Origin of the sequence: Croceitalea sp. MTPC5 (genome assembly GCF_036985505.1) — a bacterium.
GTDB lineage: Bacteria > Bacteroidota > Bacteroidia > Flavobacteriales > Flavobacteriaceae > Croceitalea.
Window position 1 is genome coordinate 328,671 of sequence record NZ_BTGQ01000001.1, and the last position, 26,303, is coordinate 354,973.

25 protein-coding genes are annotated in these 26,303 nt (G+C 39.5%); 5 read left to right on the forward strand and 20 right to left on the reverse strand.

Features of this window, described 5'->3' with window-relative positions:
- Positions 1-6 precede the first annotated feature (6 nt).
- Positions 7-729, forward strand: a complete 723-nt coding sequence (locus AACM45_RS01530; protein WP_339140300.1) for a response regulator transcription factor — start codon at positions 7-9, stop codon at positions 727-729.
- Between the two features lie 60 nt (positions 730-789).
- Here AACM45_RS01530 and AACM45_RS01535 read toward each other — a convergent pair whose 3' ends face one another.
- From AACM45_RS01535 to AACM45_RS01575, 9 genes are all read right to left on the reverse strand, one after another.
- Positions 790-2,127: a GntP family permease gene (locus tag AACM45_RS01535; protein ID WP_339140301.1), complete on the reverse strand. Its 1,338-nt coding sequence runs from the start codon at positions 2,125-2,127 to the stop codon at positions 790-792.
- Positions 2,124-2,612: a gluconokinase gene (locus AACM45_RS01540; RefSeq protein ID WP_339140302.1), complete on the reverse strand. Its 489-nt coding sequence runs from the start codon at positions 2,610-2,612 to the stop codon at positions 2,124-2,126. Before AACM45_RS01540 ends, AACM45_RS01535 begins: the two co-directional genes overlap by 4 nt.
- Before the next feature lie 2 nt (positions 2,613-2,614).
- Entirely contained in the window at positions 2,615-3,526 is a 912-nt protein-coding gene (gene miaA, locus AACM45_RS01545; RefSeq protein WP_339140303.1) for a tRNA (adenosine(37)-N6)-dimethylallyltransferase MiaA, read from the reverse strand.
- Positions 3,523-4,365 (reverse strand): ion transporter, encoded by an 843-nt coding sequence (locus tag AACM45_RS01550; RefSeq protein ID WP_339140304.1) that lies wholly within the window; start codon positions 4,363-4,365, stop codon positions 3,523-3,525. Before AACM45_RS01550 ends, miaA begins: the two co-directional genes overlap by 4 nt.
- A gap of 2 nt (positions 4,366-4,367) precedes the next feature.
- Positions 4,368-5,657 carry an exonuclease domain-containing protein gene (locus AACM45_RS01555; RefSeq protein WP_339140305.1) on the reverse strand — a complete coding sequence of 430 codons (1,290 nt, stop codon included), beginning with the start codon at positions 5,655-5,657 and terminating at the stop codon, positions 4,368-4,370.
- Between the two features lie 14 nt (positions 5,658-5,671).
- Positions 5,672-6,331 carry a YggS family pyridoxal phosphate-dependent enzyme gene (locus AACM45_RS01560; protein WP_339140306.1) on the reverse strand — a complete coding sequence of 220 codons (660 nt, stop codon included), beginning with the start codon at positions 6,329-6,331 and terminating at the stop codon, positions 5,672-5,674.
- Between the two features lie 109 nt (positions 6,332-6,440).
- Positions 6,441-7,676 carry a DUF1015 domain-containing protein gene (locus AACM45_RS01565; protein WP_339140307.1) on the reverse strand — a complete coding sequence of 412 codons (1,236 nt, stop codon included), beginning with the start codon at positions 7,674-7,676 and terminating at the stop codon, positions 6,441-6,443.
- Positions 7,676-8,566 carry a 3-hydroxyacyl-CoA dehydrogenase family protein gene (locus tag AACM45_RS01570; RefSeq protein WP_339140308.1) on the reverse strand — a complete coding sequence of 297 codons (891 nt, stop codon included), beginning with the start codon at positions 8,564-8,566 and terminating at the stop codon, positions 7,676-7,678. Before AACM45_RS01570 ends, AACM45_RS01565 begins: the two co-directional genes overlap by 1 nt.
- A 36-nt stretch (positions 8,567-8,602) precedes the next feature.
- Complete coding sequence (locus AACM45_RS01575; RefSeq protein ID WP_339140309.1) at positions 8,603-9,568, reverse strand: Gfo/Idh/MocA family protein; 966 nt, start codon at positions 9,566-9,568, stop codon at positions 8,603-8,605.
- Positions 9,569-9,668: 100 nt separating this feature from the next.
- On the opposite strand from AACM45_RS01575, the gene AACM45_RS01580 reads away from it, so the two are divergent.
- Complete coding sequence (locus AACM45_RS01580) at positions 9,669-10,310, forward strand: protein-L-isoaspartate(D-aspartate) O-methyltransferase (RefSeq protein WP_339140310.1); 642 nt, start codon at positions 9,669-9,671, stop codon at positions 10,308-10,310.
- On the opposite strand, the gene AACM45_RS01585 is transcribed toward AACM45_RS01580, so the two are convergent.
- Both AACM45_RS01585 and smpB read right to left on the reverse strand, forming a co-directional pair.
- Entirely contained in the window at positions 10,307-12,787 is a 2,481-nt protein-coding gene (locus tag AACM45_RS01585) for a DUF5686 and carboxypeptidase regulatory-like domain-containing protein (RefSeq protein WP_339140311.1), read from the reverse strand. The two genes, AACM45_RS01580 and AACM45_RS01585, sit on opposite strands and share 4 nt — an antisense overlap.
- A gap of 190 nt (positions 12,788-12,977) precedes the next feature.
- Positions 12,978-13,439, reverse strand: a complete 462-nt coding sequence (gene smpB, locus AACM45_RS01590; RefSeq protein ID WP_339140312.1) for an SsrA-binding protein SmpB — start codon at positions 13,437-13,439, stop codon at positions 12,978-12,980.
- 75 nt (positions 13,440-13,514) lie between these two features.
- On the opposite strand from smpB, the gene AACM45_RS01595 reads away from it, so the two are divergent.
- On the forward strand, positions 13,515-14,249 hold the full coding sequence (locus AACM45_RS01595) for a DUF6503 family protein (RefSeq protein ID WP_339140313.1): 735 nt from the start codon (positions 13,515-13,517) through the stop codon (positions 14,247-14,249).
- 5 nt (positions 14,250-14,254) lie between these two features.
- Here AACM45_RS01595 and AACM45_RS01600 read toward each other — a convergent pair whose 3' ends face one another.
- The 3 genes from AACM45_RS01600 to clpB form a co-directional block, all read right to left on the reverse strand.
- Positions 14,255-14,779 carry a SixA phosphatase family protein gene (locus AACM45_RS01600; RefSeq protein ID WP_339140314.1) on the reverse strand — a complete coding sequence of 175 codons (525 nt, stop codon included), beginning with the start codon at positions 14,777-14,779 and terminating at the stop codon, positions 14,255-14,257.
- Positions 14,780-14,934: 155 nt separating this feature from the next.
- Entirely contained in the window at positions 14,935-15,531 is a 597-nt protein-coding gene (locus AACM45_RS01605; RefSeq protein ID WP_339140315.1) for a TetR/AcrR family transcriptional regulator, read from the reverse strand.
- Between the two features lie 100 nt (positions 15,532-15,631).
- A complete protein-coding gene (clpB, locus tag AACM45_RS01610; RefSeq protein ID WP_339140316.1) occupies positions 15,632-18,232 on the reverse strand; it encodes an ATP-dependent chaperone ClpB in 2,601 nt (866 codons plus the stop codon).
- 142 nt (positions 18,233-18,374) lie between these two features.
- On the opposite strand from clpB, the gene ytxJ reads away from it, so the two are divergent.
- Positions 18,375-18,767: a bacillithiol system redox-active protein YtxJ gene (gene ytxJ / locus AACM45_RS01615; RefSeq protein WP_339140317.1), complete on the forward strand. Its 393-nt coding sequence runs from the start codon at positions 18,375-18,377 to the stop codon at positions 18,765-18,767.
- A 30-nt stretch (positions 18,768-18,797) separates the two neighbouring features.
- On the opposite strand, the gene AACM45_RS01620 is transcribed toward ytxJ, so the two are convergent.
- On the reverse strand, positions 18,798-19,982 hold the full coding sequence (locus AACM45_RS01620; protein WP_339140318.1) for a hypothetical protein: 1,185 nt from the start codon (positions 19,980-19,982) through the stop codon (positions 18,798-18,800).
- A gap of 236 nt (positions 19,983-20,218) precedes the next feature.
- Between AACM45_RS01620 and glyA the strand changes: the two genes are divergently transcribed.
- A complete protein-coding gene (glyA, locus tag AACM45_RS01625) occupies positions 20,219-21,493 on the forward strand; it encodes a serine hydroxymethyltransferase (RefSeq protein ID WP_339140319.1) in 1,275 nt (424 codons plus the stop codon).
- A 19-nt stretch (positions 21,494-21,512) separates the two neighbouring features.
- Here the strand turns inward: glyA and AACM45_RS01630 are convergent, their stop codons facing one another.
- The 5 genes from AACM45_RS01630 to AACM45_RS01650 form a co-directional block, all read right to left on the reverse strand.
- Positions 21,513-22,172 (reverse strand): hypothetical protein, encoded by a 660-nt coding sequence (locus AACM45_RS01630; RefSeq protein WP_339140320.1) that lies wholly within the window; start codon positions 22,170-22,172, stop codon positions 21,513-21,515.
- 181 nt (positions 22,173-22,353) lie between these two features.
- A complete protein-coding gene (locus AACM45_RS01635; RefSeq protein WP_339140321.1) occupies positions 22,354-23,022 on the reverse strand; it encodes a histidine kinase in 669 nt (222 codons plus the stop codon).
- A gap of 14 nt (positions 23,023-23,036) precedes the next feature.
- Positions 23,037-25,121 carry an ATP-binding protein gene (locus tag AACM45_RS01640; RefSeq protein WP_339140322.1) on the reverse strand — a complete coding sequence of 695 codons (2,085 nt, stop codon included), beginning with the start codon at positions 25,119-25,121 and terminating at the stop codon, positions 23,037-23,039.
- Between the two features lie 96 nt (positions 25,122-25,217).
- A complete protein-coding gene (locus AACM45_RS01645) occupies positions 25,218-25,361 on the reverse strand; it encodes a hypothetical protein (protein ID WP_339140323.1) in 144 nt (47 codons plus the stop codon).
- A 155-nt stretch (positions 25,362-25,516) separates the two neighbouring features.
- On the reverse strand, positions 25,517-26,248 hold the full coding sequence (locus tag AACM45_RS01650) for a LytR/AlgR family response regulator transcription factor (RefSeq protein ID WP_339140324.1): 732 nt from the start codon (positions 26,246-26,248) through the stop codon (positions 25,517-25,519).
- Positions 26,249-26,303 lie beyond the last annotated feature (55 nt).

Genomic DNA, 26,303 nt, shown 5'->3' on the forward strand with positions numbered 1-26,303 from the left:
AATATTATGGAAACAGAAAACAAGAAAATATTATTGGTTGAAGACGATCCAAATTTTGGTATCGTCTTAAAAGATTATTTGCAGATGAACGACTTTGATGTGGTTCTTGCAAAGAACGGAATGGAAGGTTTTGAGAAGTTCAAGAAAGACAATTATGATGTGTGTATTCTTGACGTTATGATGCCCTATAAGGACGGATTTACCTTGGCCAAGGAAATTCGCGAAAAAAACGAAAATGTACCTATCATTTTCTTGACCGCGAAAACCATGAAAGAAGATGTTCTCAAAGGGTATAAAGCAGGTGCCGATGACTATTTGAACAAGCCATTTGATTCAGAGGTCTTGTTAATGAAACTCAAGGCGCTCATGCAACGAAAAGCTTCCAATACCTTAGCCGATAGCAAGCAATTTGAATTTAAAATCGGTAATTTCCATTTAAACTCAAAACTACGCTTCTTAAAGTATAAAGATGAAGAGGCCATAAAATTGTCACCCAAGGAAAACGAGTTGTTACGTCTTTTGGCACTTCATGAGAATGATTTAATGCCAAGGGAGCTGGCGCTAACAAAAATCTGGAGGGATGATAATTATTTCACCTCTAGAAGTATGGATGTATATATTGCCAAGCTTCGTAAATATTTAAAACGCGATGATGTCGTCGAAATTCTCAATATTCACGGAGAAGGCTTTAGACTTGTTGTGAAAACCGAGGGCGAGACAACAGCGTAAAGAAATCATTTCTATAAAATGTTTCCATGCCGTTTCAGTTTCAATACTGAAACGGTTTTTTTATAGAAATAGATAGAGTATCGAAACACTCAAAATTCCCGTAAAGGCAAGTATGGTGGTCATCATGGTCCATGATCTGAAGGTCTGTTTTTCGCTTATGCCCAGATATTGGCCTACCAACCAAAATCCGCTATCGTTGACATGTGAAAAAATACTGGCCCCTGATGCAATGGCGATCACCATACAGGCCAATTGCATTTCACTGAATGCTGCTTGTGCAATCAGCGGTGAGACCAAACCAGCGGCGGTAATCATCGCAACAGTAGAAGAACCTTGAATAATCCTTACAATGGCAGCACTTATAAAGGCAAATGCCAGTAATGGAAAACCAATCGTACTCAATGAATTTGCCAATAGCTCGCCCGCACCGGTATTGGTCAAGACTTGTTTGAAAACCCCACCGGCACCCGTCAGTAATATAATAGTACCGGCCGGTGCCAGTGATTTGCCGGTAATATGAAACAACTCCTTTTTTGAAAATCCCTTTTTTATCCCAAAAAAGTACCAGGCTAAAAAGTTCGCTATCAACAATGCCGTAAATGGATGACCTATCAAGGCAATAACATTTAATACGGATTCATTATTCACTCCCAGAATACCACTTGATGTTATCGTATTCAACAAAATCAAGAAAATGGGTATGGCAATAATAATCAAAGTAGTACTTATATGGGGTAATTCTGCCGGAAGCTCTTCCTCAACAGTTTCCGGGGCTTTGACATGTATTCTTTTTGCAATGTATTTTCCAAAAACCAAACCGCTCATTAATGCTGTAGGGATTCCGACCAAAAAACCGGTTAAAATCACCCAACCCAATTCCGCTCCGATAATATCCGCTACCGCAATGGGCCCGGGGGTAGGGGGAATGAACGCATGGGTAATTGCCAAACCGGCCAACAGGGGTATGGCATATAATAAAAGTGATTTTTTTGTTTTTCTCTGTAACGCATAGATCATGGGTACCAAGATGATAAAGGCCACATCAAAAAAAACGGGTATCGCAATCAAGAAACCCGAAATCACCATAGCAATAGGTGAATTTTTGATTCCCAATTTTGTTATCATAAAGTCGGCTATGGTCTTTGCGCCACCCGAAGCTTCTAAAATGGCACCGAACATGGCACCCAAGCCAACTACTGTTGCTACAAAACCAAGTGTATTGCCCATTCCCTCTTGAATGGTTTTGATAATTTGTTGCGCATCGAGGCCTGCTATGATACCTACCACTATACTGCCTACTAGCAGTGCGATAAATGCATTGATCTTGAATCTCAGTATTAAGACCAGTAAAACGGTTATTCCCGCTAGTACTGCCAATATTAGGTTGATTTCAATCATGATAGTTGGTTTAGTATCGTTTCCAATAATACATCAGGAGGTGCTGAAATGGATATTTCCATCGCATTTCTTGGTTCTTCGAGAGTTTCAAATTGCGATTGTAGCAGTGCTGCGGGCATAAAATGGCCTCCCCTCTTGCGCAAACGTTCTTGAACTTCTTGAAAAGAGCCTTTTAGATAAATAAAAACTACGCTGTCTTCAATATTCTTCTTGAGCAGGGTCCTGTAAGACTCCTTTAAAGCCGAGCAAGCTATTACCGCGCCCTTGTCGCTATTTTCGAATGCAAGTATATTTAAGCGCAGTAACCAATCTTTTCTGTCGTCATCGTTCAAAGGTTTGCCAGAGCTCATTTTGGCAATGTTTTCCTTCGGGTGGTAATCATCACCATCGAAAAAGGGTATATTCAATCTGTTCGAGAGAAGTGTACCAATGGTACTTTTTCCGGTTCCTGAGACCCCCATTACGTAAAAGATCTTTTTTTCCATTATTATGGTCGTCCTGTAATATGCAATTTAGCAATGACCGCTGTTAAGTCCGCATTGTGGTCTACCCAAAGGATATTTTGGTTTTTACGGTACCAAGTCAATTGTCGTTTGGCAAACCTACGCGTATTCTTCTTAATTTCCTCTACGGCTTCGTTTAAGGAACAACGCCCCTCTAAATATAAAAAAAGTTCTTTATAGCCTACGGTCTGTAAGGCGTTCAAATGTTTATGTTCCTCCAGTTTTTTGACTTCTTTCAATAGACCAGCTTCCAACATCTTATCAACTCGAAGGTTGATTCGTTTATAAATCAAAGTACGCTCGGCATGCAAACCAACATATATGGTCTTGAACGAACGGCTTTTCTTTTTTTTTGATAAGAACGAAGAATAAGGCTTATTGGTTCCAATGCAAATCTCAAGTGCCCTTATGACGCGATGTGCGTTTGACAAATCCACCGTTTTGTGGTAAACAGGATCAAGTACTTTCAATTTTTCTTGAAGATAAGGTAGCCCTTTATGCTGCTGTTCTAAAATTAGATTGGTCCTTATCTCCTCCGAAATATCCGGAAAATCATCCAAACCATTTACCACAGCATCCACATAAAGTCCACTTCCACCGACTATAACTATCACATCATTTGATTTGAACAAGCGATTCAATTTTGCGATGGCCTCTTTCTCAAAATCCCCTACGCTATACGATTCAAAAATGCTTTTATGTTGTATGAAATGATGTGGAACCATCCCTAATTCTTCTGGGCTGGGAACAGCAGTCCCTATTTCCATTTCTTGGTAAAATTGTCTCGAGTCTGCAGATATTATCTCTGTTTTAAAATATTGGGCGAGCTTGATGGCCATGTTCGTCTTTCCAATGGCCGTTGGTCCGATAACCGCGATCAGCGTTTTTTCCATCATATGGGATCACCGCATTTAAAACAATATTTTGCGCCATCCCTATGGCCTTCGATACTACAAGATGGACAAGCTTGTGTGTTCGAATGGACGATAGGCCCTGCATTATCTTTCTGTTTGCCATGTCTTGAAAACTCAACGGTCACGATACCCGTCGGAACCGCAATTATGCCATACCCCAAGACCATGATTATCGTCGCTATAAATTGACCAAAGTTGGTCTGTGGGGCAATATCGCCATACCCTACCGTTGTAAGCGTAACAATGGTCCAGTAAATACTTCGGGGGATGCTTGTAAAACCCGCTTCGTCACTTTCAATCAAGTACATGAGGGTTCCCATGATTACCGACAATATCAAAACAACATAAATAAATACCGCTATTTTGGCCCTACTGGCCTTTAATGCAGACTTTAATTGAGAGGCCTCCCCTAAAAATTTCACCAATTTTAAAATTCGAAAAATACGTAATAATCGAAATGCCCTCACCGCTAAAAGTACTTGTGAACCGGCAAAAATGTACGACAGGTATAGGGGGATGGTTGAAATAAAATCTATAATACCATAAAAACTAAAAACATATTTCCATGGTTTTTTGATACTGATTATCCTGGCGAAGTATTCGATGGTGAAAAATACGGTGACCACCCATTCTAGAATTAGTAGAAGTCGGTGATACTTTACATCTACTTCTTTAACGCTTTCAAGCATGACAAGGATCACACTCAAAATGATCAAGATGAATAGGCAAACATCAAATAATTTACCTAAGGGGGTATCGGCCTCATAAATAATTTCATGCAGTCGATGTTTCCAACCGGAATGAACCTCTTCTTTTTCCAATCTTACTGGTTTAGTTCTAAAACTGATAACCTATTTCTTTTCCTGAGGTAGGATTCAATGATAAATGTGCTATTTTCATCACCATTCATTGCAGTAATCAATTTTTCTAAGATAGCAATATTATTTAGTTGGTAATTCAATTCTACAAAACCGATACCCAGAAAATGCCCCTTTTCGACGAGTATCACACTTTTTTCCCCAAGCTCACGACCGCGGTCTACTAGGGCCAAGCTTCTATGATCGATACTATACTTTTGAAAGACCTGTGCAATACGTTGCTCTCTCTCAACGGTGCTTTCGGTCTGGTCAAGTGAGAGTTCCCGATTCAATTTTTGCAGAAACGCCTTTGAAGCTTTAAGACTGCCGAAACTACTTAATCTGTTGCTTTGTCCGTTTGCTCTTTCCGCTACGAAACCGAGCTTACCTTTTTTATCTTGATTCAGGTATAACCCATACGAATACCCGTTTTTATTTTTCTTACTATTGTATTTAGGGGAATTACCTTTTATTTCATGATACTCTTTGAGTAGGGCTACCAGTTCACTTCCGGTTTTTTCGAATGATACTTTTTTGGTTTCCTTTTGAAGTTTACGGGCGAGCTCGCCAACATTGGTAAAGTGTTGGTTCACCCTCTTTTTAATGTTCTTGGTCTTACCTATATAAATAATTTCCCCATCTTTATTATGCATATAATATACCCCGACCTCAGATGGCAGGTTTTCAACGATGTCAAGCTGTTTTGAAGAAAGTTCCCCGGTTGATTCTTCCCTAATGACCGATTTGATTATAGTCTTATCAGAATCTTTTGCCAATAACAACTTGAATAATTTTAAAGTGGCGATTGCATCTCCATTTGCCCTGTGCCTATCGGTAACCGGTATGCCTAGTGAACGCACCAGTTTACCCAAACTGTGCGATTCTGCCTCAGGAATCAATTGTTTGGAGAGGTCAACGGTACAAAGGGTCTTTCGTTTGAAATCATACCCTAATCTTCGAAATTCGGTTCGTAATATTCTATAGTCGAATTGTGCATTATGGGCCACCAAAATGGCATCTTCGGTGATTTCAATGATTCTTTTGGCTACTTCATGAAACTTAGGTGCCGAATGCAACATTTTGTTATTGATACCAGTCAAATTGACCACAAAAGGTTGAATGGTTCTTTCAGGATTTATGAGCCCGATGAATTTATCGACTACTTCGTGGCCATTGAACCGATGAATGGCTATTTCCATAATACCCTCTTCATTGTATTTACCCCCGGTACTCTCGATATCTAAAATGGCAAACATGAAAAATGATGGTTTTATGAATAATTTCTGGCCCCAAAGATACTACTTCCAATACGCACCATTGTGCTACCCTCTTCTATCGCTATTTGATAATCACCACTCATTCCCATGGAAAGGACGTGCAGGTCTGGCAATTTTGTCTTTAGAAGGTCGAAGCAAGATTTCAACGTTTTAAATTCTTTGCGTACTTGTGTCGTATCGTCGGTAAAGGTGGCCATACCCATTAGACCTTTCACCTTGATGTTCTTTAATACTTTAAAATCGTCTGAGTCCACCATTGTCAAAAGCTCTTTTTGACTCAGGCCAAACTTGGTCTCTTCTTCGGCAATATGTACCTGCAGTAAGCAAGAAATCACCCGTTTCTTTTTTAGGGCTTGTTTATTGATTTCCTTTAATAACCGCAGACTATCGACCCCATGGATCAAATCAACATACTCAGCCATGTATTTGACCTTATTGCGTTGTACATGGCCTATCATATGCCATTTGATATCTTTTGGTAGGGATTCCCATTTTTCGGTCATCTCCTGAATCTTATTTTCCCCGAAAATTCGTTGTCCCGATTCGTATGCCGATTGCAGGTCGCCTATTGGCTTCGTTTTTGAAACGGCGACCAGTGTTACCTGCTCAGGAAGCTTTTCTTTAATCTTTTTTAAGTTGTCGGCTATTGACATTATAATTTGCTATTTGTTACTGTTGACCCTATTAAAACTAGGCCGATTATGATAAGGGTTTTATATAAAATTGACGCGATAATGGCGCTAAAAAATTGGCAATGGGCACTTATAGTTTATATATACTAAGTCCACTTCGCAATTTAGGTTCGATATACGTACTTTTTGGTGGCATTACGAGACCCTCATCGGCAACTGCCTTGACCTCATCAATGGTTATCGGCACCAAACTGAACCCTACCGCAAATTCACCGTTATCAATCGTATCCTTCATTTTCAATAAATTGTATTTACCGTAACCGTAGGCTATTCTACTATCGTTTCGCAAATCACTGATTCCCAATATGGGTTCTAAAATGGTCTTATATAAGATCTGTGTATCCAAGGTGCTTAGGGCATCTGTGAAATCATAGACTTTTTTGCGCAAGTATAGCGAATAGAACCGACCGTCTAGATACATACTAAAGTGATGCTTTTTAGAAGGTTTGTAAATTCCATCATCCTTTTCCTCTATTCGGTAATAGGTGTCCAATTGTATTAAAAACCCTTCTTTTGAAAATCCATTTAGATCCTTGACCATTCTGTTGAACTCATAAATCCTTACCTCTGACTCTGGAATCAGATATGACATGAAGAAATTATAAGCTTCGTTGCCAGTATGTGATGGATTACGGGCCTTTAGTTCTTCTCGTAACAAAAAGGAAGAGGCACTTCTGTGGTGACCATCTGCGATGTATAGGGCTTCGGATGCCTCAAAGATTTCTTGAATTTGATGGATCACGTCGCTTTCGACTACCTTCCAGACCTGATGTCTGACCCGATCAGTCGTAGTAAAATCATATTCGGGGGTATTGTTGATCTGTTGGGATAGTAATTGGGCTATCTCTGGATTATTTTTATAGGTCATCAATACGGGCTCTGCATTAAACCCTACGGTATTGAGATAGTCTGCAAACAGTTCTTCCCTACTTCTTAAAGTATCTTCGTGCTTTTTTATAATATCGGCAGTGTAATCATCAACACTGGTCGCACAAAAGAAACCTAGGCTTTTAAAGTCATCGTTTTCGATTTGATAAAGGTAGAAGCAAGGATTTTCATCTTGAAGAAAAATGTTTTCCTCTAAAAATTCGAGATACCTGTTGTGTACCAGCTTAAAGCGTTCTTTACCTGATATGGTTTTGTGGAACTTAAATCCTGGGTTTATGATATGCAGAAATGAAAATGGATTGTAGGCCAGTATGGCATTGCGTTCTTCCATGTCGTATTCCTCATAAGACTTTGAGGCAACAAATGCGACTTTGTCTTTGGTCGGCCTTATGGCCTTAAAAGGTTTTATGGTCGCCATTATGCTTTGAATTGTACGGCAACTTGTTCAGCTTTTCGTGATGCCGAATAATCATAAAACCCTTCTTTTGATTTCACGCCAAGTTTACCCGCCCTGACCATGTTCACAAGTAAGGGACAAGGGGCGTATTTCGGATTCTTGAACCCATCGTACATCACCTTTAAGATGGATAAACACACATCTAAGCCAATAAAATCAGCCAATTGTAAAGGCCCCATAGGGTGGGCCATGCCCAATTTCATAACAGTATCGATTTCTTTGACGCCAGCTACTTGATTGTATAGGGTCTCGATTGCTTCATTGATCATGGGCATAAGAATGCGGTTCGCCACAAAACCTGGATAGTCATTGACCTCAGTAGGCGTCTTGCCCAGTTTTTCCGAAAGCTGCATAATACTTTTGGTAACGAGGTCTGAAGTACTATAACCCCGAATAATTTCCACTAATTTCATGATGGGGACCGGATTCATGAAATGCATGCCTATTACTTTATCAGGTCTTTGCGTTACCGCGGCGATTTGGGTTATTGATATGGAGGAAGTATTGGAAGCCAGTATCGTTTCCGCATCACAAATGCGGTCCAATTCTTTAAAGATGTCCAGCTTTACCTTTAGATTTTCGGTGGCTGCCTCGACGACCAAATCGGTATTTTCAACACCACTTTTTAAGCTGGTAAATGGGCTAATATTGCCTAAAGTGGCGTTTTTATCATTTTCCGTAATAAGGCCTTTGGCCAACATTCTATCTAAATTTTTGGAAATCGTCTCCAGACCTAGCTTCAATGAAGTTTCTGAGATATCGATAAGCCGTACCCCGAACCCATTTTGTGCAAATACATGGGCAATACCATTACCCATCGTGCCGGCACCTATGACTGCTATATTCTTCATATTATTGGATTTTCTATCGCGTTTATATGTGCTTGTTTATTTTTCGAAGGCATTGATGATCTGTAAGGCTACTTTTAACGCTTTGGTACCTTGCGCCAAAGAAACCACCGGTGTGGTATCATTGGTTATGGCCTCTGCAAAAGTCTCTAACTCATCGAGAATGGCATTATTCGTTTCGACATTGGGATTCTCAAAATAGATCTGTTTTTTGACCCCTTCCGCATTCTGTAAGATCATATCAAAATCCCCAGGATTTTCAGGGGCATCCTTCATTTTAACGACTTCTACTTTCTTTTCGAGAAAGTCAACGGAGATGTAGGCGTCTTTTTGAAAAAAACGTGATTTACGCATATTTTTTAAAGAGATACGACTCGCCGTTAGGTTGGCCACACATCCATTTTCAAATTCAATTCGCGCATTCGCAATATCTGGGGAGTTACTTATAACGGAAACCCCACTTGCATTGATCTGTTTCACATCGGAATGCACAACGCTTAAAATCGCATCAATATCATGTATCATTAAATCTAAGACGACAGGAACATCGGTACCCCTCGGATTGAATTCAGCCAACCTGTGTGTTTCAATGAACATAGGCCGTTCAATTTTCGATTTCACCGAGATGAAAGCTGGGTTAAATCGTTCTACATGACCTACTTGGCCTTTTACGCGGTGTTCTTTTTCCATCGCGACCAATCGTTCGGCCTCTTCAAGGGTATTGGTAATGGGTTTTTCTATGAAAACATGCTTGCCTTTTTCCATGGCTTTTTTTGCACAGTCAAAATGCGAAAGGGTAGGGGTCACGATATCGACTACATCAACGGCGTCAATCAAGGCATTGATATTTTCATAAAAGGTGTACCCTAATTCAGAGACCACCTTTTGTGCACTGATCTCGTCGGGGTCATAAAAACCTACAAGTTCGTATTTTGAGGATTGATTGAGTAAACGTAAATGGATTTTACCTAAATGTCCAGCTCCTAAGACTCCTACTCTCAACATGAATTTCTTCTTTTTTCAAAAATAGGAATATCACTAGAATTTAAGTCAATTGATACCACAAGATCATAGAACTTTTTAATTTCGTAATCCAAACCACGACATGCAAGATACTTTCAAACACAAGGGAATGCGTAATCAATTGGCAGGGGTAGTTGCCAGTAAGGGAATTGCCAATGAAAAAGTACTAAATGCGATTCGTGAAGTGCCCCGACATCTGTTTCTCGATAGTGGTTTTGAAGCCCATGCCTATCAAGACAAGGCTTTTCCCATTGGGGCCGACCAAACGATTTCACAACCTTATACGGTTGCTTTTCAAACCGAACTCTTGAATATGGGGCCAAACGCCAAAATTTTGGAAATTGGTACCGGTAGTGGTTACCAAACCGCGGTTCTTCTTCATTTAAAAGCTAAGGTGTACACTATTGAAAGGCAACAAGAGTTGTTCAAAAAAACGAAACTGTTTTTTTCAAAAATGGGTTATCGCCCCAAAAAGGTGATTTTTGGCGATGGGTACAAGGGATATCAAGAAGCGGCTCCCTTCGATGGGATAATCGTAACCGCCGGGGCACCGATAGTACCCAAACCATTATTGGCACAATTAAAGGTAGGGGGTAGGTTGGTAATTCCCGTTGGGGTTGAGAGCCAGATAATGACCCTTTTTATTAGAAAATCGGATAAGGAATTTGAAAAAAAGGAATTTGGTGATTTCAGGTTCGTACCTTTATTAGAGGACAAAAATTAGAATTGAACACCAAAATTCACACCACGTTCCGTGATGCCCTCAAAATGATTTTGAACATAGCCTACCCTTAAAAACCGAAATTTTTTCCAACCTAGATTTCCCAAGGCCAGACCGAATTCAGAATACATGCTAGTGCCCTCAGTCGCCAATAATTTTGCACTGACTATCAAATTTCCATTGAGTTTGTTCAATAAGGGTATTTTGTTCATGATATATCCCTTGAAATTATGTGCTACATGGCCTTCAAAGTAATCGCCATTGGTACTTAGGTCATAGTAGGGCAGCAAGAAGAACGAATTTAGATAATTACCTCTTGTGACCCGTGTTCGGTTACCGTTAAAATGTTGAAAATCGACAAAAGATATAGCTTCGGCATTCACGAATGTACCGGCTTTGAGGTTATAGGCGAACCTTCCTTTGTCACCAATTGAAAAGTCTTGCACCAGTCTTATTTTAAACTGATCAAAATTGTTTTGTGCGTCACTACTGGCAAATCCTTTTTCATAGCCAATAAAAAGTGTGGGAAACCTATCTTCAGAAAAATTGAACTTTCCATCTGGGTAGTTCAAATACTTTTGCCCGAACCGTATTCTTGTTGTCAATGACAATTTTAATATGTTGTGTCTTTCAAAAGCAGGGTTCTCAAAATCCAAAGGGGCTAGGGGGTTATTTGAAGTATAATCCTCATTTTCATCACCGAACAAAACATAATCCGTAGTGTTGAAAAGAGGTCTTCTTTCTTCGTAACCAAAATTCAAATACCCATAAATTCCGTTGGTAAGCTCTTGCGAGTAAAATACCTCTGAAAAGGTTTTTCCATAAAACTTGGCAAAATTATCTTCGAACAGTAGTGAGGCCAAGGTATTGCCAAAGGGTGTTATGGGATTGTTATTATTGAACTGAACTGCTTCATTGCCACCACTTAGCCTAAGGTAGGGTCTTGAGAAATTATTAAAACGGTATGCAATTGATACCTTAGGTCTAAAGCGTTTGTCTGAAAGGCCATAATCGAAACTGCTACTGGCATTGAACCTTGTACCTTTTTCCTCATTCCGTTTTACGTAATCAAGACCAAAGCCACCATGCCAACCCTGTACGGTATTATAAAACGTAGCCGAAACAGGCGTTTTTAGGGTATATGATTTTTCCTTAAAGGTATTATTATGGGTATAGCCAAAAAGTAGTGAACCAAGGGTAAGTCTGTTTCCTTTTGCATCGACGGAATCTAAATACTGTTGCGATTTTCGAATTACTTGAACACTATCTTTGACTACATAATCTACGGTTTCTTCATTGGTCAAAGGCACTGGGCGAACTTCTTCCCAAAATAATGAATCCTTTTTATTTGCATTTTCTTCGAAAGAAAGAATTTCATTTGTAAAATCCTTCTTTTGAAATTGTGGGTCTAGGTTGTAATTTTTATATCCCGCAGTGAACCTTCCATCGCCTTTAAAACCAAATATGCTGTATTGAAAATCTAGACTTTGCAGCACCTTGAGCCAGGTTTTATCTTTTGGGGAATAGTTAAAGGTCTGTTTTAAAGAGATTGTGTCAACGGGTAAAATCTGCGTTTGCTCACCGGTCACCCTTAGATCGACCGCATAGATGGCCCAGCTATTCTCTACGATGTAAATGATACCACTAAAAACACGGTCTTTAACCCTTTTTGGTAAGACTTCTATTTGATTGATAAGGTTATTGTTGTCATCGTAAAAAGTACCGATTAATTTAAATCTGTAGTACGCAAAAGCGTTATCAGCGATAGGTGACACGAGTTGATTGCCAAACTCGATGGTATTTTTATAGAATGAGAAATTGACATCAGAGGCATTGTTAAAACTAAAACCGTTGTCGTCTCCACTTACTTTAGAAGCAAAGATTTTTTCCTTGAACTTGTTGTTGCGTTGCGCGATCTTTGAGATGGTCTCAGAAAGATATATAATACCAGACCTTGTAGAATCAAGTCCCCCACCAAAATCCCCAAGGTCTTGCCCAAGTATTTTTTCAGGGGCATCCTTGATTTTTATAAGTCCTTTCGAGTAAAAATCGGCAGTATAGGAAGTGATTTCCTTTTTGTAAGCTTTCCTTTTGGCAATAGCGTTTCTAATGACCCTATTCGCAGGGTTTTCGCTAGCAGTGACCGCGACTTCGGTCAGTGTAATGTTTTCTTCTTCCAGTACCATGTCGAATGTGAAAGGAATACGTTCGATGGTAATAGTTTCTTTTTTTGTTTTAAACCCCAAATACTTAAATACGATGGTGTAGGTGCCGGTCCGTTGCAGTTCGAGCTCATAAAACCCATTATCATTGGTAATGGTACCATTCAGCGTGCCCTCAAAATAGATACTGACAAAAGAAAGTGGTTCATTGTTATTGTCCGTTACCCGACCTTGAATCTGTGCCGAGATGGCCAAGGGTAATATGAAAAGAACTATGACAAGATAAATTTGCCTTGAAATTGCAAAGACCTTTGGCACGGTTTATTTTTTAGAAGGGTTAGTAAGACAATGATGCCCCATAAAATTTGCTGCTACGAATACTATTGTTGTGCTAATGTGAAAATCGCTTTATAATAGGGTTAGTCGTCAATTGCTGGTATTTAGTTCAAAGTAATATTAAATAATGCTCGGATAAAGCGCTGTTTAGTATTTGTTAAAATTTGTCTTTTCAGCTATTAAAGCTCTTTTTGATTCGATCTAAGTTCTTTTTATTGTCTCTGTCCTTAATTGTTTCGCGCTTGTCAAATTGTTTTTTACCTTTTGCCAATGCAATATTCAATTTGGCTAGGCCCCTATCATTGGTAAATAAGTTCAAGGGAACTATGGTCAAACCAGAGGTCACCACCTCGCGCTTTAGTTTCTTCAGCTCCCGCCTATTCAATAAAAGTTTACGCTCTGCCTTGGGTTTGTGATTGTAATATCCGCCGTGACTGTATTCATCAACTTGCATATTGATAACGAAAAGCTCATCCTTATCATTAAATTCGCAAAAGCTTTGCGATATGGATGCCTTCCCTAGGCGAATGGATTTTATTTCTGTACCTGAAAGTACTATACCCGCGGTATAGGTATCCAATAGCTCATAATCAAAACGGGCCCTTTTATTTTTTATGTTTATATTTTTCTGCATACTGGGCAAAAATAAGTTTAATTCGCAAATTGTAATGTAGGGTTTGTTTTTACGATTATAAATCAAATAGGTATTATGAAAATTTCTTTAGTTGGAGTACTTTTTTTAGTTCTATCAGGCTGTGCCAAAATTGCAAAACAACCAATGGTCGATGAAATCGTAAACAAATCGATTGAGGTGAGTGGTGGTCAATTATACAAAGAGAAGGGAACTTCATTCTCGTTCAGAAACAAAAAATACCTATCGAAGGTTACAAATGGGAAGAAAATATTACAAAGGATTACCTACACGGATTCTTTAAAAATAACGGATGTTAAGACAAATTCAGGATTTCAACGCTTCTTTAATGACAGCTTACTCATTTTATCGGATTCGATGGCCAATAGATATGCCAATTCGGTCAACTCGGTACATTACTTTGCGAGATTGCCCTTCGGGTTGAATGACCCGGCCGTGAACAGGGAATTACTTGGGGAGACCAACTTAAAGGGAAAGACCTATTACAAAGTCAAGGTGACCTTCGATACCGAAGGGGGAGGTGATGATTTTGATGATGTTTATATCTATTGGTTCAATAAAGAGACCTTTAAACCCGATTTCTTAGCTTATGAATTCCATGTTGATGGTGGCGGCATACGCTTTAGGGAAGCATTCAATGAACGTTATGTGAATGGTATTCGATTTGTGGATTACAATAACTACAAACCAAAAACTAAAGATGCCGACATCTACGAAATTGACGGTTTATTTGAGGAAAAGGAATTGGAAATGCTCTCAAAAATCGAACTGGCCGAAATAGAGGTCAATTGACGAAATCAATTGATTCGCAAGTGGATATCCGTTGCAACGCTATCTACTAGGGTGACTATAAAGAGGCTACTATTATCGGTATCTTCAAGAGCTCCATATTTTTCTTGACCTAGCAGTTCGTTAACGAATTGCGGTGTGGTGTTGCTATGACCCACGATTAAGACGTTCAGCCCCACATTTTCAGCTTTGAATGCTTCGAAGTCCAATTCCCTTGGGTCATAATAATCGATATCGATATCTTTTTTGACAGAGGTCGGGGCTGCTGTCATTCTAGTTCGTTCGTAGTTTGTGGAATAAATGACGTCAAGGGGAATGTCGTCAAATACTTCTGCCCAGCGAATGGCACGGTCTAAACCTTTCTGCATTAACTCTGGGTCAATATTTGTTGAATCACTACGATCTTTTTCGGCGTGGCGTATTAAATAAAAGCTTGAAACGGTCGGTTCGTTCGGTATCGCCTCACTTTTTTCGGTAGTGTTACAACTCAATAATCCCAAAAAAATAAAAAAAGGGAAGAACGACTTAAGCATTTTTTTTATTGGATATTTTGTTTCAGTCCCCATGTGTAATACCTTAGAATATAGTTAAAAATAGTACTTAATTATTAAATCGGCCATGAACAAGCCTTACTACATAAACGCAACCTGTCTATTTCGTTTCATCTTGTGATTGGTAGAAGACCAAGTCATTTTTTGATTTCGTTGGAAACCAAATAGTTCAGGTATGCTGCCGTATTTATTAGATATTTTCTATCGCGGGTCATGGTGCCCATGGCAACTGCCCCTTGAAGAATGGTGTAAAGCTGTTTTGCAAATTGCAACGGTGGCACGGGAATTTTAATTTCATTGCGTTTAACACCATTCTCTAAGACCAATGCGATTTTACCTTCGACCTCTTTTATGGTTTCTTTCGCTGCGGCGGCCAAAAGGGAGTTATTATGTTGTGCATCGACCCCTATATTTAAAATTGGGCAGCCCCCTATTGGTAAGGTAAAAACATCATATTGCCTGTAAAAATTGATCAACGACTCGATTTTTGCAAGGGCATCGCCCTCTGCGGTCAAAAGCCCATCTATTTTTTTCAGTAAAATAGTACGATTGTATTGAAAGGCCGCCAGCGCCAATGCTTCCTTATTCTCGAAGTTACCATAGAGTGCCCCTTTGGTAAGCCCGGTTGCCTCTGTCAGATGGCTCATACTCGTTCCTACATAACCATATTTATTGAATATGGGGGCTACAGTTTCGATAATATATTGCGTGGTCCTTTCAGCCTTTCTAGTCATCTTAGAGAATTGGTTTTAGCGAAGATAAAAAAAGATACTGTATGGTATATCAAAAAAAAGCATCCTGTTAGGGATGCTTTTCAATTCATATTCGTGCGTATTACTTGACCAATTCATTTTGGTTTCTAAAGACCATTTCATCGTCGAATGAATCAAGCAAGATGATGCTTTCACTTTTAATGGTGCCTGACAGTAACTCTTTTGAGAGTTTATTCAAAACTTCCTTTTGTAGCAGACGTTTTATTGGCCTTGCACCATACTGTGGGTCATAACCCTTATTGGCTAAATAGGTTATGGCCTCGGGTGTCGCATCCAACGTTATATGCTGTTTAGACAACATCTTTTTCAACCCATTAAGTTGTAGATGGACTATCTCTTGAATGTTCGTCCGGTTCAGCGGGGTGAACATAATAATATCATCAATACGGTTCAAAAACTCAGGTCGAATGGTTTTACGCAGTAAACCCATTACTTCGACCCTTGCAGCCTCGGTCGCACTGAAACTATCATTATTGGTCTCGAACTTCTCTTGAATGATATGGCTTCCCATATTACTGGTCATAATGATGATGCAATTTTTGAAATCGGCTACCCTACCTTTATTATCGGTCAGCCTACCTTCATCCAATACCTGTAGCAGAACATTAAAGGTATCGGGGTGTGCTTTCTCGATTTCATCCAATAGCACCACGGAATAGGGTCTACGCCTCACCGCTTCGGTCAACTGCCCACCTTCGTCGTAACCAACGTACCCCGGGGGCGCACCGACCAGCCTGCTTACCGAATGCCGTTCTTGGTATTCGCTCATATCAATTCGGGTCATTGCATTCTCATCATCGAAAAGATAAGCCGCCAAGGTCTTGGCCAGCTCCGTTTTACCGACACCCGTCGTACCTAGAAATAAGAAGGAACCGATTGGTTTCTTTTCATCTTGTAGACCGGTCCTGCTTCTTCTGATGGCATCTGAAACCGCTTCAATCGCTTCTTCTTGCCCTACGACCCTTTCATGTAATACGGTCTCAAGCTGTAATAATTTTTCACGTTCGCCCTGTAGCATTTTCGTAACCGGTATCCCGGTCCATTTTGCCACGACCTCTGCAATATCCTCATTGGTAACCTCTTCTTTGATAAGGGTGTCTGATTTCTGCTGTTCTTGAAGCTCGACATTCAGCTCTTCCAAGGTTTCTTGGGCCTCTTTTATTTTGCCATAGCGAAGCTCGGCCACTTTGCCATAGTCGCCATTGCGTTCGGCACGTTCTGCTTCGAGCTTATAGTTCTCGATGGCTTGCTTCGTCTTTTGAATATTGTCGACAACGGTTTTCTCACTCTCCCATTTGGCGAATATTTCATTTCGCACCTCTTTTTGATTTGCCAACTCAAGATTCAAAGACTTCAGTTTTGTGTCGTCATTTTCCCGTTTGATCGCTTCGATCTCAATTTCGAGTTGCATGATCTTTCTATCGAGAACGTCGAGTTCTTCTGGTTTGGAATTTATTTCCATACGTAGTTTTGAAGCAGCCTCGTCAATCAGGTCAATCGCCTTATCTGGTAAAAACCGATTTGTGATATAACGTTGCGACAGGGTTACCGCCGAGATTACCGCCTCGTCTTTGATACGTACTTTATGATGGGCCTCATACTTTTCTTTGATACCCCTAAGAATCGAAATGGCGCTCTCGGTATCGGGTTCATCGACCATCACTTTTTGAAAACGCCTTTCGAGGGCTTTATCTTTTTCAAAGTATTTTTGATATTCATCAAGGGTCGTTGCTCCGATGGCCCTAAGTTCTCCTCGGGCCAAGGCAGGTTTTAGAATATTGGCGGCATCCATGGCGCCTTGGCCTCCCCCAGCACCTACAAGCGTATGTATCTCATCAATGAAAAGCACGATATCACCATCTGAAGCAGTTACTTCCTTAATTACCGCTTTTAATCGTTCTTCAAATTCACCTTTGTACTTGGCTCCTGCAATAAGGGCACCCATGTCTAAAGAATATATGGTTTTCTCTTTAAGGTTTTCGGGTACGTCTTTCTGAACGATTCTGTGGGCCAGTCCCTCGGCAATGGCTGTTTTACCAACACCCGGTTCACCCACTAACATCGGGTTGTTTTTGGTTCTTCTTGATAATATTTGAAGGATCCTCCGTATTTCCTCATCACGTCCGATAACAGGGTCTAATTTACCCGAATCGGCCAGCTGATTTAGGTTTTTGGCATATTTTTCCAATGAATTATAGGTTTCTTCCGCACTTTGTGAGGTTACTTGACCACCCTTTCTAAGTTCTTGAATGGCCGCTTGTAGTTCTTTTTCAGAGACCCCATTGTCTTTTAAGATTTGGCCAATTTTACTTTTAGACTTGAATATGGCCAAAATCAAATGTTCAATGGAAACAAACTCGTCATCCATCTTTTTAGCTACGATACTGGCCTCGTTCAACGTCTTACCTGCTTCCCTAGAGAGCATGATATCGGTACCTTCTACCTTTGGAAAACGTTCGATCTCTTTGTCCAATACCTGATATAGCAGACTAGTATTTACATTTAGCTTTTTTAAGATAAAGGGCATTACATTTTCATCGACCTCACTTATGGCCTTGAACAAGTGTTCATTTTCTATCTGCTGGTGCCCAAAACCTTGCGCTATTATTTGCGCCTGTTGTAGCGCTTCTTGTGATTTTATGGTGTAATTATTAAAATTCATATCTCTCGTTTTCCTTTACACTTCAACAACCCTACCATCATAGCGAACCAGTCAAAATGACATCTAAACCCTTGAAATAAAAGACATTTCGTCAGTTTGTAAGCATTGTTGGATTACGCGACTTAAGACTTAAATTTGTGTTATGGGACTATTTAAAAATATATTTGGGGGAAGTGCCGGTTCGACCGGTGATAAAAAAGTTTTACCGTGGACGCCCTTACAACGATTAGATCAACTGCCTGATATTGAAGAAAAATCGAAAGTCAGGCCGCAGATTATTTTCAAGCACTCAACGACTTGTGGTATCAGTAGAATGGTATTGAATATGTTTACCGATAGTTACGCTATTGAAGCGGGCAAAATAGATTTATATTTTCTAGACCTACAAGCGCATCGTGAAGTTTCAAACGAAGTGGCGATTCGGTTTCAAGTAATCCATCAATCCCCACAATTGTTGGTCGTAAAAAATAACTCCACGGTCTTTCATACATCCCATGGGGCCATTTCAGAGGTCGACCTCGAAAAATTCCTATAAAAAAGCCCCAATATTCTGGGGCTTGTCTTATTAGTTGAAATTATTTCTTCGAACAATATCCTTTAAACGGGCTTTTAGGTCTTCTCCGGCGTCATAGACCATTTGCTCGTTTGAAGGAAAAGGTACTGCGGCCAAATCCAATAAAGCCACCAATTCATTGTCCAAGGCCCTGCGATCACCTTGATAGTTTGCATAGATATGTTCAAAAATGAATTCGCTTGATAAAGGGTATGTGTTTATGGCTTGCCCATTTTGTAGGTCTAAAAAACTGACCTTAGCTGCAATTTGCGCGGTTTTTAATTGGGTGAACCTATAAAAATCACAAGTAACCTTCTTGAACTTATCGACTTTGATATCATTACCTAGACTATCCTTTGCCACGTTTCCATTTTCATCCAAAACGTATTCAAAGCCATCCTTCACTAGTTTTTCCTTTAAAATTTGAGTCTCATTGACCCGTTCAGGTGAGATGTTGATTTCCTTGAAATCCAATTGCATGGAATAATCATATTTTAGGTCACTGACCGGATTGGTATGAAATTTCGCCCAGAAGTTATTGATGCCAAAAGTATTGAAGTCTAAAAGCTCTTCTTCCAACCTCACAGGTATTACCTGTTGTGTATCATTTCGCAACTCTACCATTACATAATCCAATCCTTTTTCATAAGCCTCTTCCATCAAGGTTCTGGTATCGTTGTAACCAGGGTTAATCTCGCTCAAATAGTTCAACTCATCATAAGCCTGTCTGTAATCGAACTTACTTACCGCATTTTTCAATAGGTCGCTTGCATTGGCATACAAATATGCCGAAAGCGCCGTTTTGGTCTTGATCAATTTTGAATCGTAATTGACGAAATCAAAATCAGCGTTTCTATTTTCATCATATATGGGCAAGGGTAATAACGGGTCAATACGCTCTTGCAATTGTTTCAGTCGTTGGTACGATTTATAGATGGTTTCTAGATTCGCGGGGTTTCCTTCACGTTCTAAAAAAGCGACCTGTTCCAATTCCCTTTGCGCATTTTTTTTGAAGGCTTCTTCCAATAAGAGCACATACCTCTGATGCCCTTTTTTGGTCTTATTATTTCTAAGCTCTTTCAGGGCTTTATTTATTGCAGTGGTATAGTTGCCACTGTTTAAAGCTTCTTGTGTTCTTTTGACCCCTCCACATGCGACGAGTAGGACAAGAGTACCTAAAAGTATAAGTTTTTTCATGGCTTTTAATTTTTATGGTTTGGTTATAAGAATCCAATTGGCGTGCCAAAATCCTATTCATGTTAAACGAAAAAGAACGATGGCTAGTATATTTGGTTATAAGTATTTGATTTGTAGAAACTTAAAATAAACCAAGATTTGTTAATTCCCGTTTGATAAATTCATGGAATATTGGCTTGGTTATCAAAGATTTCATTTTAGCAATTTGTATTTTTGACGCTTATTAAACTACTACGATGCATAAAGATTCCATGATTTTTGACCTAATAGAGAAAGAAAGACAACGTCAAACTGAAGGTATTGAGTTAATCGCCTCAGAGAATTTTACAAGTCCGCAAGTGATGGAGGCCTGCGGGTCGGTCTTGACCAATAAATATGCCGAGGGATACCCCGGTAAACGTTATTATGGAGGATGCGAAGTCGTAGATCAGGTAGAACAATTGGCTATCGATAGGGCCAAAGAACTTTTTGGTGCGGTCTACGCCAACGTACAGCCCCATTCAGGATCTCAGGCCAATGCATCGGTGTATCATGCTTGTTTGAAACCAGGTGATACCATCTTGGGTTTCGACCTTTCGCACGGCGGCCACTTGACACACGGTTCACCAGTGAATTTCTCAGGTCGTTTATACAACCCGGTCTTTTATGGTGTTGATAAAGCATCGGGTATTCTTGATTACGATAATATACAAGAGATCGCGGTGCGTGAAAAACCCAAAATGATCATTGCAGGCGCTTCAGCTTATTCTAGGGATATGGACTTTAAGCGTTTTCGTGAAATTGCAGACAGTGTCGGCGCCCTACTTTTGGCCGATATCTCACATCCATCAGGTTTGATCGCAAAAGGTATTTTGAACGATCCCATACCGCATTGTCATGTCGTGACCACGACAACACATAAAACCTTGAGGGGACCAAGGGGAGGACTGATCTTGATGGGCGAGAACTTTGAGAATCCTTTTGGGATTAAATTGAAAAATGGAAACCTTCGAAAAATGTCGGGCCTATTGGATTTGGCCGTTTTTCCTGGTAATCAGGGTGGGCCACTAGAACATATCATAGCCGCAAAAGCAGTGGCGTTCGGTGAAGCACTTTCCGATGAATTTCTGCATTATATGATACAAGTGAAGAAAAATGCCGAGGCAATGGCCAAAGCTTTTATGAATCTGGGGTATCATGTCATTTCTGGTGGTACTGATAATCATATGATGCTGATTGATTTACGAAACAAGGACATTACCGGAAAAGATGCCGAAAAAGTATTGGAGTCCGCTGATATCACCGCCAATAAGAATATGGTGCCGTTTGATGACCAATCGCCATTCATTACCTCAGGTATCCGTTTCGGAACCCCGGCGATTACTACTAGGGGTTTGAAAGAGGCTGATATGGAAACCGTTGTTGGCTATATTGATGAAATTATAGGCAATGCCACTAACGAAGAACGAATCAAAAAAGTGAAATCAAAGGTTAATGAACTGATGGGAGATCGCCCCTTGTTCCAATACTAGTTGAAGTAATGTTCGATCACTACTGATTGAGAAGGAAGAAATCGCTTTCATCGATAATCGTGCGTGATTTGAGGTCATAGACCACTGCATCAATATTCGATTCAAAATAAAGCCCCCAAAAATCAAAATAATCCGTTTTGGATTTTTTCGTGCTTGTTACCGCCGAAGCGACCTTTGGCTGCGATTCTTCAAAAATAGGCACGAAAATTTCGTAGGGCATTTCGGTTAAGGCTTTCGTAAAATGCACAAAATTTTCACTGATCGACGCCAAGATATTGCCGAGTTGATCGGGTATGCTGTAGTCAAAAATCTTCGTAACGATAAGGGAAGTGTCTTTAAGATTGATGGTAAGTTCTTTGATATCAACCCTTCTATGGTTCTCCCGCGATAAATCGAACAAGGCCGTTTCAAATGGAGAAGCCGCCTCTACGTTCGAAGTATTGATATCATAACTGCCCCAATTACCATTATTCAGATGAAAAAGGCTTTCGGTCAGACTAAAGTTGCAGTCAAGTTCGAGCACCAGCTCAGTGGTATCGCCCTTACCGTGTACTGTTTTTATCAGGGAGTCAGCATAAAAATCCCGTTCCAGACTCTTTTGAAACTTATGTAATCCGTTGAGCAGTACTAAATCGTTCTGCCCATTTTGGTCACTATTGATATCGTTATGGTTTGACATACGGAATTAGCTTATAAATGTTAATTCGAAGTTAGAATCTATTTTTAAGCTTTGATTACAGAAAAACCACAAAAGTTTTGGGTTTTACACTTTATTTCATCAAAAAAATGTTAAATTTTTTAAAAAGTGAACTGTCCGCAAGTCCTTATGAGTTGCAAAAAAGGAAAAATGAATTGTGGGTTTAAATAAATCCACGGTTTTTTGCCGCCAAGATCAAGGCTAGGTCATTTTCTTTTTCCGTTCCAAAAAGGGACTTCAAATGTCTCTTTCTATTTTCAATGGATGAAGAGGAAAGTTCGATATGATTCTCTAGATCTTTGGTCTTGGTGCCGATAGATAGGTGGTAAAGTATTTTTTTATCGTTTTCATCTAAGGTGATGTCATTCGACATCTTCTTGCGTATGGCCGATAAGGCTTTTGAAGAATAATATGGTGCTTCGGCAACTACCGTTTTTACAGCTGCCTCCAATGATTTTGGGTCGATGTCGGTCTTTACCATATAGCCGTCGGGATCTACGGACTTTAAAATACTATTGATCCTATAGTTATCGCTAAATGACGACATGAAAATAATCTTTGAATCAGGGACCAATTTGCGTGACAGCATACCCAGGTCCTCCCCATTGTGAGGCTGACTTTCATTTGGTGGAAAAAGTTGCACATCTAAAAAGATGATGTCGTATTTAAAGGAATATACGGATTCTTCTATCTTCTCTTTTGCGGATTCATAGGTGTTTGCCGTGTCGACAATAATATTGTAATCGTCAAAAACAATCCGTTCAAGAATAAATTTATAACCAAGCATGGTCATTTCATGATCGTCAACGGCTAGAATTCGAAGTGTTTTCATAGATAAGGTAAAGTTTATACTGCTTGAATGGTTTCATGCAGCTCTTCTTGTTTTAGACTACCATCAAGGGCAAATACCATTGGTAGGTCGATGGTTACGACAGTCCCTATGTTATTTTTGCTATCAATTTTTAGTTGTCCGTGCAATTTTTTAACTCGAGAAGTGATGTTTCGAAGGCCAATACCTTTTTTACCTTTAGCGGTATTAAAACCGATACCATCATCACTTATTGTTAAATGTAACATTTTTTCTTTGTTAAAAAAATTAACAACTATGTTTTCGCATTTTGCATGCTTCACACAGTTCTGAATACATTCTTGAATAATTCGATACAGATTGATCTTAAAATCACCTTTTAATTGGTCCCAGTTGAGTGCTTTGTCGTACTCAAAAGTTATCCTTACAGCAGCAGAATCGCTGATATTTTGTATCAATTCTTTGATGGCACTCGTAAAATTATCGACCTTTTCGTAAGCCGCGGCATTCAATTCGTGAGAGATGGTTCTGATTTCCTCTTCGAGTTCACGTAATTTTTCGATTAGTTCGCCCCTTTGCAAAACGGCCGCTTCATCGGTACGGTCATTCAAACCGCTTAAAATCAATCGTATGCCCAACATTTGCCCCAGAATACCATCATGCAATTCTTCAGAGACCCTTTTTTGCTCTGATTTTTTCCCTTCTTCAATCTTACCTTGTTGGCTGAGCATAAGGTTGTAAATCTCTTGATTGCTTTCTTGTTGCTTTTGCTTGAACTTGAGTCGTTGGTTGCTTATTCGCTGTGAGATTATCGTAAACACCCCGATACCAAAAACCAAAAGACCAAGTGCTATACCACCATAAAGCTGCTTTTGCCGCGAAAGGGTTTCATTTTCTTCAATGATCTCATCGGTCTCCATACGAATGCGCGCAAATTTATCTTGAATGCTACGTTCTTGAAGTTGTAGCGTTTCACTCAAATCAAAGTACGATCGGGCATATGTGGCGCTATTTCTTTTATCTAAAGTAGTCAAGAGTTGTAATGAACTCAATAAGCGATCATTATTCTTGGTTTCTTCGGCAATTTTTCGGGCAAGCAATGCTTTTTGAATCGCAGCGGAAGTATCTTTTTTGGCGGCGAGTACACGCGCATGGTATTCATAGTTTCTAGCTTTATCATAGATATAACCTATACTATCCAACATCTTGTTGGATTGCACAAAGCTTTTTTCTAAAGCTTGATAGTCGTTGAGACCACTCATAAAGCCAGAATATGCCCTACTGCCCAAGACTTTGGCGTACAACTTAGGTCTTTTATAACGTAAACCTTCTGTTTTTTCCAAATGAATATAGAGTTCAAAGGCTTTTTCAAAATTACCTTTTCTGAGATATGTTGAGGCAATATTATTTGCATTGGTGGTTTGGTAACCAAAGTGTCGACCTTTAGGGGCATACTGGATAAAATCTTTTGCTTTATGATGGTATTCCAAGCCTTTATCAAATTTTTTAAGCCCATTTTGAACTACCCCCAAAGAGTTATAAGCACCAAATAACCAGTCACGCCTCTCAACTTTAGTGAAATACTGGATTGCTCGGATGACATCTCTCTCTGCCCCGATATGATCTTTACTATCATCCTTTAAATCACCTATAGCCAAGAGAAGTCCACCTGGATAATGGAGGCTTGCGGAATCAAGTTCAATGCTGGTAAAGATTTTATATGCCTCTTGATAATGATAGAAAGCGCTGTCTGGTTGATTGTCTTTATAAAAATCCCCAGAATCCCAATGGGCAAGCCCGTGTGATTTTTTGGCCCCAACCTTATTGGAGATTTTAATAACTTTTTTATTTATCTTTTTAAAAAGAATCGAATCTTTTGTTTCTAGCGCTGCAAAAGATATATCGGAAAGAACTTTTGAATTTTTGGTTTTTGCTTCTTCGATAGCTTTGTTGAAAATAATCAAACGTTCATTTCTATCAAGGCCGACACTGTCCTTCGCCCATTTTATCCAAATTTGAATACTATCCGATGTTATATTTGAATGTTGAGACGGATATCTGAAACAATATCCTTGTTTTATAATACATAACAGGAATAAGAATAAGCTTGTCCTAATTTTCATAAGTAGTGTAAACGTGTTTGTAACGCTTTCCCTACAGACAAGATACAAAAAAACCCCAAACGTCATCGTTTGGGGCTTCTATACAGATATTATTATTTAATTTCCTCTTGGATCGACTTTATCATCATCGTCTGTAGCATTCACAAAAAGTTCTTCTTGGTCTGCCGTACTTTCTGATTCACAAGAAACAAAACCTATAGTCATCATAGCAATTGCAACAATACTTAATACTTTTTTCATTTTTCTGAGTTTTTAAATTAGGGGAATTAATTGTTCTTAATCGTTGTTGTTGGGTGCAATGTAAAAACAACCCAAAAGGCTCATGAACAACCCATCTTTCTGCTGGTATTTGACAGAAAAGTATTAGTGAAAGCACAAAATTTGTGAGAATCGTACTATTTAAGAGAGGCTATCGTGTTTTTTGAAAGCCTTTTTTTCAGAAGGTCGACACGCTCTTTATATGACTTTGAAAAAGGTAGGTGGTCTTCTGTGGTATTCAGTGTGCAAGTAGACTTTCCGTAATTGATACGGGACACATAGTCGGTATTCAAAATGTAACTTTGATGTATGCGAATGAAGTTATCGGGCAATGACTCTTCGAATGATTTCAAGGTTTTATAAGCGCTTACCTTACTGCCATCTTTCATATAGAAATCAGTGGCATTATTATCTGCTTTTAGGTATAGAATGTCATTGGTGTCAATATAATGGTAATCGCGATAGGTTTTCAAACAAAGTTTTGTCGGTGCTACTTCTTGTGGTTCTTGTTTTCTTAGTTTTAGAATCGTCTTGCGAATCTCGAATTCGTTGTGTGGTAACAACCAGTAATCAAAAAAGCCATTTTTAATGGCTTTATAGGCATGGGTCTCAGTTTTAGAAACACCGATCATTAGGGGTAGGGTAGGTAGGTATTGGTGCAACTCTACCACCATTTGAAAACACTTTGAAGCATTATTGGTCAAATTGACCAGTACCAAATCTGGTGAGAACTTCAATATTTGGTTTAACCCATCGGTACAATTCGACACGGTGCCAGAATAACGCAAATCAGGATACTCTTGCAATTGTGATTGCAGTTGCAGGCTCGTCGCCGCGTTGGCGTCAATTATGGTATAGCTGTAATCCATGTCTGAATAGATACAGCCAAATTACTAACGGAAAATGAATATGGGTTGCATTTTT

Coding starts and splice junctions, on each gene's coding strand:
- ytxJ (WP_339140317.1), top strand. CDS start 18,375: ATGGGACTATTTAAAAATATATTTGGGGGAAGTGCCGGTTCGACCGGT.
- AACM45_RS01645 (WP_339140323.1), bottom strand. CDS start 25,361: ATGAAAAAAGTATTAAGTATTGTTGCAATTGCTATGATGACTATAGGT.
- smpB (WP_339140312.1), bottom strand. CDS start 13,439: ATGCAGAAAAATATAAACATAAAAAATAAAAGGGCCCGTTTTGATTAT.
- AACM45_RS01560 (WP_339140306.1), bottom strand. CDS start 6,331: ATGTCAATAGCCGACAACTTAAAAAAGATTAAAGAAAAGCTTCCTGAG.
- AACM45_RS01605 (WP_339140315.1), bottom strand. CDS start 15,531: ATGACTAGAAAGGCTGAAAGGACCACGCAATATATTATCGAAACTGTA.
- AACM45_RS01630 (WP_339140320.1), bottom strand. CDS start 22,172: ATGTCAAACCATAACGATATCAATAGTGACCAAAATGGGCAGAACGAT.
- AACM45_RS01620 (WP_339140318.1), bottom strand. CDS start 19,982: ATGAAAAAACTTATACTTTTAGGTACTCTTGTCCTACTCGTCGCATGT.
- AACM45_RS01575 (WP_339140309.1), bottom strand. CDS start 9,568: ATGTTGAGAGTAGGAGTCTTAGGAGCTGGACATTTAGGTAAAATCCAT.
- AACM45_RS01640 (WP_339140322.1), bottom strand. CDS start 25,121: ATGAAAATTAGGACAAGCTTATTCTTATTCCTGTTATGTATTATAAAA.
- AACM45_RS01650 (WP_339140324.1), bottom strand. CDS start 26,248: ATGGATTACAGCTATACCATAATTGACGCCAACGCGGCGACGAGCCTG.
- AACM45_RS01635 (WP_339140321.1), bottom strand. CDS start 23,022: ATGAAAACACTTCGAATTCTAGCCGTTGACGATCATGAAATGACCATG.
- clpB (WP_339140316.1), bottom strand. CDS start 18,232: ATGAATTTTAATAATTACACCATAAAATCACAAGAAGCGCTACAACAG.
- AACM45_RS01595 (WP_339140313.1), top strand. CDS start 13,515: ATGAAAATTTCTTTAGTTGGAGTACTTTTTTTAGTTCTATCAGGCTGT.
- AACM45_RS01535 (WP_339140301.1), bottom strand. CDS start 2,127: ATGATTGAAATCAACCTAATATTGGCAGTACTAGCGGGAATAACCGTT.
- glyA (WP_339140319.1), top strand. CDS start 20,219: ATGCATAAAGATTCCATGATTTTTGACCTAATAGAGAAAGAAAGACAA.
- miaA (WP_339140303.1), bottom strand. CDS start 3,526: ATGATGGAAAAAACGCTGATCGCGGTTATCGGACCAACGGCCATTGGA.
- AACM45_RS01600 (WP_339140314.1), bottom strand. CDS start 14,779: ATGCTTAAGTCGTTCTTCCCTTTTTTTATTTTTTTGGGATTATTGAGT.
- AACM45_RS01555 (WP_339140305.1), bottom strand. CDS start 5,657: ATGTTTGCCATTTTAGATATCGAGAGTACCGGGGGTAAATACAATGAA.
- AACM45_RS01565 (WP_339140307.1), bottom strand. CDS start 7,676: ATGGCGACCATAAAACCTTTTAAGGCCATAAGGCCGACCAAAGACAAA.
- AACM45_RS01540 (WP_339140302.1), bottom strand. CDS start 2,612: ATGGAAAAAAAGATCTTTTACGTAATGGGGGTCTCAGGAACCGGAAAA.
- AACM45_RS01580 (WP_339140310.1), top strand. CDS start 9,669: ATGCAAGATACTTTCAAACACAAGGGAATGCGTAATCAATTGGCAGGG.
- AACM45_RS01530 (WP_339140300.1), top strand. CDS start 7: ATGGAAACAGAAAACAAGAAAATATTATTGGTTGAAGACGATCCAAAT.
- AACM45_RS01570 (WP_339140308.1), bottom strand. CDS start 8,566: ATGAAGAATATAGCAGTCATAGGTGCCGGCACGATGGGTAATGGTATT.